Origin of the sequence: Acrocarpospora phusangensis, assembly GCF_016862995.1 — a bacterium.
Classification (GTDB): Bacteria; Actinomycetota; Actinomycetes; order Streptosporangiales; family Streptosporangiaceae; genus Acrocarpospora; species Acrocarpospora phusangensis.
This window is the reverse complement of sequence record NZ_BOOA01000158.1, coordinates 1-6,710: the sequence shown is the minus strand read 5'-3', so window position 1 is coordinate 6,710 and position 6,710 is coordinate 1. Positions and strand designations below refer to the sequence as shown.

7 protein-coding genes are annotated in these 6,710 nt (G+C 68.8%); 5 read left to right on the top strand and 2 right to left on the bottom strand.

Annotated elements, in window-relative coordinates; translation table 11 throughout:
* A partial coding sequence (locus tag Aph01nite_RS42390; RefSeq protein WP_275419369.1) for a M23 family metallopeptidase occupies positions 1-787 on the bottom strand: 787 nt, incomplete at its 3' end.
* Positions 788-866: 79 nt separating this feature from the next.
* Positions 867-1,214 (bottom strand): hypothetical protein, encoded by a 348-nt coding sequence (locus Aph01nite_RS40305; protein WP_204046368.1) that lies wholly within the window; start codon positions 1,212-1,214, stop codon positions 867-869.
* Between the two features lie 192 nt (positions 1,215-1,406).
* Between Aph01nite_RS40305 and Aph01nite_RS40300 the strand changes: the two genes are divergently transcribed.
* The 5 genes from Aph01nite_RS40300 to Aph01nite_RS40280 form a co-directional block, all read left to right on the top strand.
* Positions 1,407-2,219 carry a hypothetical protein gene (locus Aph01nite_RS40300; RefSeq protein ID WP_204046367.1) on the top strand — a complete coding sequence of 271 codons (813 nt, stop codon included), beginning with the start codon at positions 1,407-1,409 and terminating at the stop codon, positions 2,217-2,219.
* Between the two features lie 56 nt (positions 2,220-2,275).
* Positions 2,276-4,489, top strand: coding sequence for a DNA helicase PcrA (pcrA, locus tag Aph01nite_RS40295; RefSeq protein ID WP_204046366.1), 2,214 nt, complete (start codon positions 2,276-2,278; stop codon positions 4,487-4,489).
* Between the two features lie 35 nt (positions 4,490-4,524).
* Positions 4,525-4,929 carry a coenzyme B12-dependent isobutyryl CoA mutase small subunit gene (gene icmB, locus Aph01nite_RS40290; protein ID WP_204046365.1) on the top strand — a complete coding sequence of 135 codons (405 nt, stop codon included), beginning with the start codon at positions 4,525-4,527 and terminating at the stop codon, positions 4,927-4,929.
* Positions 4,930-5,070: 141 nt separating this feature from the next.
* The gene (gene sucC / locus Aph01nite_RS40285; RefSeq protein ID WP_204046364.1) at positions 5,071-6,252 is read left to right on the top strand and encodes an ADP-forming succinate--CoA ligase subunit beta; all 1,182 of its coding nucleotides are present in this window, start codon (positions 5,071-5,073) and stop codon (positions 6,250-6,252) included.
* A partial coding sequence (locus Aph01nite_RS40280) for a CoA-binding protein (protein WP_204046363.1) occupies positions 6,252-6,710 on the top strand: 459 nt, incomplete at its 3' end. The genes sucC and Aph01nite_RS40280, both read left to right, overlap by 1 nt.

Below are 6,710 nucleotides of genomic sequence, written 5' to 3'. Positions count from 1 at the left end.
CCAGGTCGGTCCTCAGCCACCAGTGGTTGTAGGCGCTGCCGACCTGCACGTTCGGGCCCCAGACCTTGCAGAACACGTAGTTGGTGCCCGCGTTCAGCGTGCCGGTGCGGGTGCCGCCGGGGGTGGAGTAGCCGGGGGCGGCGGCGAAGGTGTCGACCCAGTACTGGGAGGGCGGGGTGCCGCCGCAGCTGTTCACGTTGCGGTAGGTCTGGCCGTTGGCGGTGCCGTAGGTGACGCCGTTGAAGACCGAGCTGACCCGCTCGGTGCCGGCCGCGCCCCAGGTCGCCGTGCCGTTGCCGTTGGCGTCGAAGGCCTGCTCGAAGTGGAGGTGCGGGTGGTTGTTGGAGGTCGGCCCGGTACGCCCGACGGCACCGATGACCTGGCCCTTGGAGACGACGGCGCCGACGCCGACGGCCCGCGACTGGAGGTGGATGCCGGTGGTGAACCAGCCGCCGCCGTGGTCGATCTGGATCATGTTCCCGGCGTTGGCGTGGAAGTAGGACTGCACGACCCGGCCCGCGGCGGCGGCCACGAAGGGCGCGCCCTCGGTGCCGACCTGGTTGGGCTCCTTCACCATGTCGAGGGCGGGGGAGTGGGCCCAGGTGTCGAGCCGCCACTGCTGCCCACAGGGGAAGGGGAGCTGGAAGTCGGGCCGGGCGGTCATGGCGACCTTGGCGCCGGCGGAGGCGGTCTGGGTGGCGAGCGGCACGGCCGCGGCCGCCAGGGTGAGCGCGAGCAGGACGGTCCGGCCGAGAGCGGGACGGCGCAGCTTCGAGAACAGGGACATCGGGCTTTCCTTTCCAGATTAATTCAACAAGAAGTGAATTCAGGAGGGCGTACGGGACGGGGGGTTGGCGGGGCGGGGCTCAGCAGTTGGGGACGCTGTTCTCCACCTGGTGCCAGTTGTCGACGTAGACGGCCGAGATGTAGACCCGGCCGGAGCTGGGGTTGAGCTGGAGCCACCAGCGGTTGGAAGTCCCGCCCAAGACGACCGTGGGACCCAAGACCTTGCAGGCCACGAGATGGGAGCCCGCGGGGATGACGATCGGCGAAGGGCAGGCCGACGGGTTGTACAGGCAGGCGCTGGTGCGTCCGGGTGCGCCGGCGAACGTGGTGACGTACTGCCCGGGCAGGGCTTGAGCGGCCGAGGGGAGCACGGCGGCCCCGAAGAAGGCACAGGCCGCGATGAGCACGATCCGGGCGATGTTCCGCATTGAGTCCTCCTCATGACTCGTCGGGGTGGTGACCGAAATCAAGCACGCGGTGGCCGGCGGATGTCAGGGGGTAACCGCCAGGAACCGTTCTGAACGGCGTTCTCCCAGGTCAGGAGCTTCGTTCAGAACCGGTTGATTCTGGATTGCGCGCCCGGCATGATGACCCGTGCAGAAAACGAGGGGGCCGAGCCCATGGCCGTCAGTGACGATTCACCGCCGCCGACACCGGAGGGAGTGCCCGGCTGGCCCGAGTTCACCGAGCGGCTCCGCGAACTCCACGCCTGGTGCGGCCGCCCCAAGTACGCGACCCTGTCGAAGAGCTCCGGGCTGGCGCCGTCGGCCATCTCCAACCTGATCGGGCGCAACCCGCTCAGCCGCCCCCCGGAAGCGGCCACCCTGCGCTTCGTCGAGGCGTGCCTGGCCCACGGCGGATGCCCGCCCAAGACGATCCAGGAGCAGTCCCGCCGCTGGCACGCCACCTGGACCACGCTGGCCACCCCGGAGAAAATCAAGATCTCCCCGCCGGTACGGCCCGCCCGCCGACGCCAGCCGACCGCGGTGGTCGTGGCCGCCGTCGCCGTCGGCCTGGCCGGCGCGCTCTGGGGACTGACCCGATCCTCCCCCGAGGTCTCCTTCGCCGCCGGCACGGAGTCCCCCGGCCCGGCGGTGGCCCGATGCGTCGCCAAAGCCTCGACGATCTCCGACAACCGCCGCGGCGAAGTCTGGAAGGGCCTGTACGAGTGCCCGAACACCCCCGCCGCCGACGTGTACGAATTCGCCCGTACCGGCGTCATCGTCGGCCAGTTGGAGTCCAACCCGAGCTGGTTCGTCTGCTGGGCCAAAGGCGAGCGCCACGCGGGCGGGAACGACATCTGGTACTACACCCAGGGCGACCACTCGGCCGGCAAACGCGAACTGGAGGCGTGGGGGTTCGTGCCGGGCTTCATGCTGGAGACCGACCTCGACCCCGATCCGGGCATAACCCGCCAATGCCGGTTCACCTGACCCCCAGAATCCCCGGCGCGCAGCGAGTTGTCGGTCGGCGGCAATAACCTAGGGGAGTGTCGAGCCTCGAATCCCACCCCTTGCTAGACGGCCTCAATCCCGAGCAGCGGGAGGCCGTGGTTCACCAGGGCGGGCCCCTGTTGATCGTGGCCGGGGCCGGGTCGGGCAAGACGCGGGTGCTCACCCACCGCATCGCGTACCTGCTGGCCGAGCGGCACGCGCATCCGGGGGAGATCCTGGCGATCACCTTCACCAACAAGGCCGCCAAGGAGATGAAGGACCGGGTCGACAAGCTGGTCGGGCCGCGCTCCAAGGCCATGTGGGTGATGACCTTCCACAGCGCGTGCGTGCGCATCCTGCGGCGGGAGGCCAAGCGGCTCCAGCTCCCGTCCAGTTTCTCGATCTACGACCAGGCCGACTCGCAGCGGCTGATGGCGCTGGTCTGCCGGGAGCTGGACCTCGATCCGAAGAAGTATCCGCCGCGGTCCTTCTCGGCGCAGGTGAGCAACCTCAAGAACGAACTGGTCGACTACGACACGGCGGCCGACAAGGCGCAGACGCATCTGGAGAAGCAGATCGCCGAGGCGTACAAGCTGTATCAGCGGCGGCTGGTCGAGGCCGGGGCGGTGGACTTCGACGACCTGATCATGAACACGGTGGCGCTGTTCCAGCTCTTCCCCGACGTGGCCGAGCACTACCGGCGCCGGTTCAGGCACGTCATGGTGGATGAGTACCAGGACACCAACCACGCGCAGTACACGCTGGTCAAGGAGCTGGTGGGCACGCGCGTCGAGGTGGTGGACGGGGAGCCGCTGGAGCCCGCCGAGCTGGTCGTGGTGGGCGACGCCGACCAGTCGATCTACGCGTTCCGCGGGGCCACGATCCGCAACATCCTGGAGTTCGAGCGGGACTATCCGTCCGCCAAGACCATCCTGCTGGAGCAGAACTACCGGTCCACGCAGACCATCCTGAACGCCGCCAACGCGGTCATCTCCCGGAACGCGAGCCGCAAGCCGAAGAACCTCTGGTCGGACCAGGGCGCCGGCTCCAAGATCGTGGCGTATGTGGCGGACAACGAGCACGACGAGGCCATGTTCGTCGCGCAGGAGGTCGACCGGCTCCACGACGACGAGGGCGTCACGCCGGGGCAGGTCGCGGTGTTCTACCGGACCAACTCGGCCTCCCGGGTGTTCGAGGAGATCTTCATCAGGACCGGCCTGCCGTACAAGGTGGTCGGGGGGGTGCGGTTCTACGAGCGCAAGGAGGTCAAGGATCTCCTGGCGTACCTGCGGGTGCTGGCCAATCCGGCCGACACCGTGTCGCTGCGGCGCATCCTCAACGTGCCCAAGCGGGGGATCGGGGACCGGGCCGAGGCGACCATCGAGACGTTCGCGACGCGTGAGCGGATCAGCTTCTGGGAGGCGCTGCGACGGGCCGACGAGGCGCCCGCGCTGGCCACCCGGTCGCTCAACGCGATCAGGGACTTCATCGCCCTCCTCGACGAGCTGCGGGCCAAGGAGCTGCCCCTGTCCGACCTGGCCGAGGAGGTGCTCTCCGGCACCGGCTACCGCACCGAGCTGGAGACCTCCGGCGACCCGCAGGACGAGAGCCGCCTGGAGAACCTGAACGAGCTCATCTCGGTCGCGGCCGAGTTCGAGGAGGCCAACCCCGAGGGCACGCTGGTCGACTTCCTGGAGCAGGTCTCCCTGGTCGCCGACGCGGACCAGATCCCCGAGGGGGAGGACCACGGCGGCGTGGTCACCCTGATGACCCTGCACACCGCCAAGGGCCTGGAGTTCCCGGTCGTCTTCCTGACCGCGCTGGAGGACGGCGTCTTCCCGCACCTGCGCTCGCTCAGCGACCCGAAGGAGCTGGAGGAGGAGCGCCGGCTCGCCTACGTCGGCATCACCCGGGCCGAGCAGCGCCTCTACCTCTCCCGCGCGGCTGTCCGCACCTCGTGGGGCGCGCCGTCCTTCAACCCCGCCTCCCGCTTCCTCGCCGAAGTGCCGCAGGACCTGATCGACTGGCGCAACGACCCCAAGAAGAACGCCTGGCGCGCCGCCACCTCCTCCCGCACGCCCGCCGCCCGATCCACCGACCGCCCGATCCCCAACCTCAGCCCCGGCGACCGGGTCACCCACGACCAGTTCGGCCTCGGCACCGTCATCTCCGTCGAAGGCAAGGACACCAGGACCAGCGCCAAGATCGACTTCGGCTCCTCCGGCCAGAAGACCTTGATCCTTGTGTACGCCAAACTGGAGAAGCTGTAACCCGGCCGCCACTCGGGCGGGGTTAAAGTGCGGACATGGAATCCAGGATTCGGGTGGTCGTCGCAAAGCCGGGCCTTGACGGGCACGATCGGGGCGTGAAGGTCGTGGCGCGGGCGCTTCGGGACGCCGGCATGGAGGTCATCTACACCGGCCTGCACCAGACGCCCGAGCAGATCGTCCAGACCGCGATCCAGGAGGACGCCACCGCGATCGGCCTGTCGATCCTCTCCGGCGCGCACATGACCCTCTTCGCCCGCGTCCTGGAGATCCTCCGCGAACAGGACGCGGAGGACATCGTTGTATTCGGCGGCGGAATCATCCCCGACGAGGACATCCCCGAGCTCCAGCGCCTCGGCGTGGCCCAAATCTTCACTCCCGGGGCGACTACCGACGAAATCGTCAACTGGGTTCGCAGCTCTATCCCCCAAGTAACCCAGTAGGTCGTACAAAGGCCCCGACAAACGCAACCCCATGACAGTGTCACCTGGAAGCTGGGGCTAGGCTTCTTTGCGCGGAAAAGCCAGGCTGGATGAAGCCGTCTGGCCGCTGACATCTAGGCGACATCAAAGGGACGGACCCTCGTGGACCTGTTCGAACATCAGGCGAAGGAGCTCTTCGCGGAGTACGGCATCCCGGTGCCGCGCGGCATCGTCGCGCACACCGCGGCGGAGGCACGCGCGGCTGCCGAGCAACTGACCGGTCGCGTGGTCGTCAAGGCCCAGGTCAAGACCGGGGGCCGCGGCAAGGCCGGCGGCGTGAAGGTGGCCGACGACGCCACCGACGCCGAGCAGAAGGCGGACCAGATCCTCGGCATGGACATCAAGGGCCACACGGTCCACAAGGTCCTGATCGAGGAGGCGAGCAACATCGCGGAGGAGTACTACTTCTCCTTCCTGCTCGACCGGGCGAACCGTACCTTCCTCGCCATCTGCTCCGCCGCCGGCGGGATGGACATCGAAGAGGTCGCCCACACCGCGCCGGAGAAGGTCGCGAAGATCCCGGTCAGCCCGATCACCGGGGTGGACCTGGCGAGGGCCCGCGAGATCGCGAAGGCCGGCGGCCTGCCGGAGCGCTCGCTGGAGGGCGCGGCCGAGCTGATCGAGAAGCTCTGGGCCGTCTTCGTGGACGAGGACGCCTCCCTGGTCGAGGTGAACCCGCTCATCCTGGCCGCCGACGGCCAGGTCAAGGCGCTGGACGGCAAGGTCACCCTGGACGAGAACGCCGAGTTCCGCCAGAAGGAGCACGAGGTCTACGTCGACAAGGCCGCGGAGGACCCGCTGGAGGCCCGCGCCAAGGAGAAGAACCTCAACTACGTGAAGCTGGACGGCTCCGTCGGCATCATCGGCAACGGCGCGGGCCTGGTCATGTCCACGCTGGACGTCGTCGCGTACGCGGGCGAGTCGGTGCAGGGCCGGCCCAAGCCGGCCAACTTCCTGGACATCGGCGGCGGCGCGTCGGCCGAGGTGATGGCCAACGGGCTGGAGATCATCCTGTCCGACCCGGCCGTGAAGTCGGTGTTCGTGAACGTGTTCGGCGGGATCACCGCCTGTGACGCGGTCGCCAACGGCATCGTGTCGGCGTTCAAGCTGCTCGGGGACCGCGGCGAGGCCGTGACCCGGCCGCTGGTGGTCCGCCTGGACGGCAACAACGCGGCCCTCGGCCGCGACATCCTGCAGAACGCCGGGCTGCCCGGCGTGGAACTGGTCGACACGATGGACGAAGCGGCCAAGCGTGCCGCCGAACTCGCGGCGGTAGGTGCGTAATGGCTATCTGGCTCACCGAGAACAGCAAGATCATCGTTCAGGGCATCACCGGGTCGGAGGGCACCAAGCACACGCTGCGCATGCTCGCCTCCGGCGCCAAGGTCGTCGGCGGCGTGAACCCGCGCAAGGCCGGCACCGTGCACGAGGGCCTGCCGGTCTTCGCCACTGTGGCCGAGGCGATGGCCGCCACCGGCGCCGACGTCAGCGTCATCTTCGTGCCCCCGGCGTTCACCAAGGACGCCGTCAAGGAGGCCATCGACGCGGGGATCCCGCTCGCCGTCGTGATCACCGAGGGCGTGCCGATCCACGACACGACCGAGTTCTGGGCCTACGCGGTGGCCAAGGGCAACAAGACCCGCATCATCGGCCCGAACTGCCCCGGCATCGCCTCACCCGGCGCCTCGAACGCGGGCATCATCCCGGCCGACATCACCACGCCGGGCCGGATCGGCCTGGTG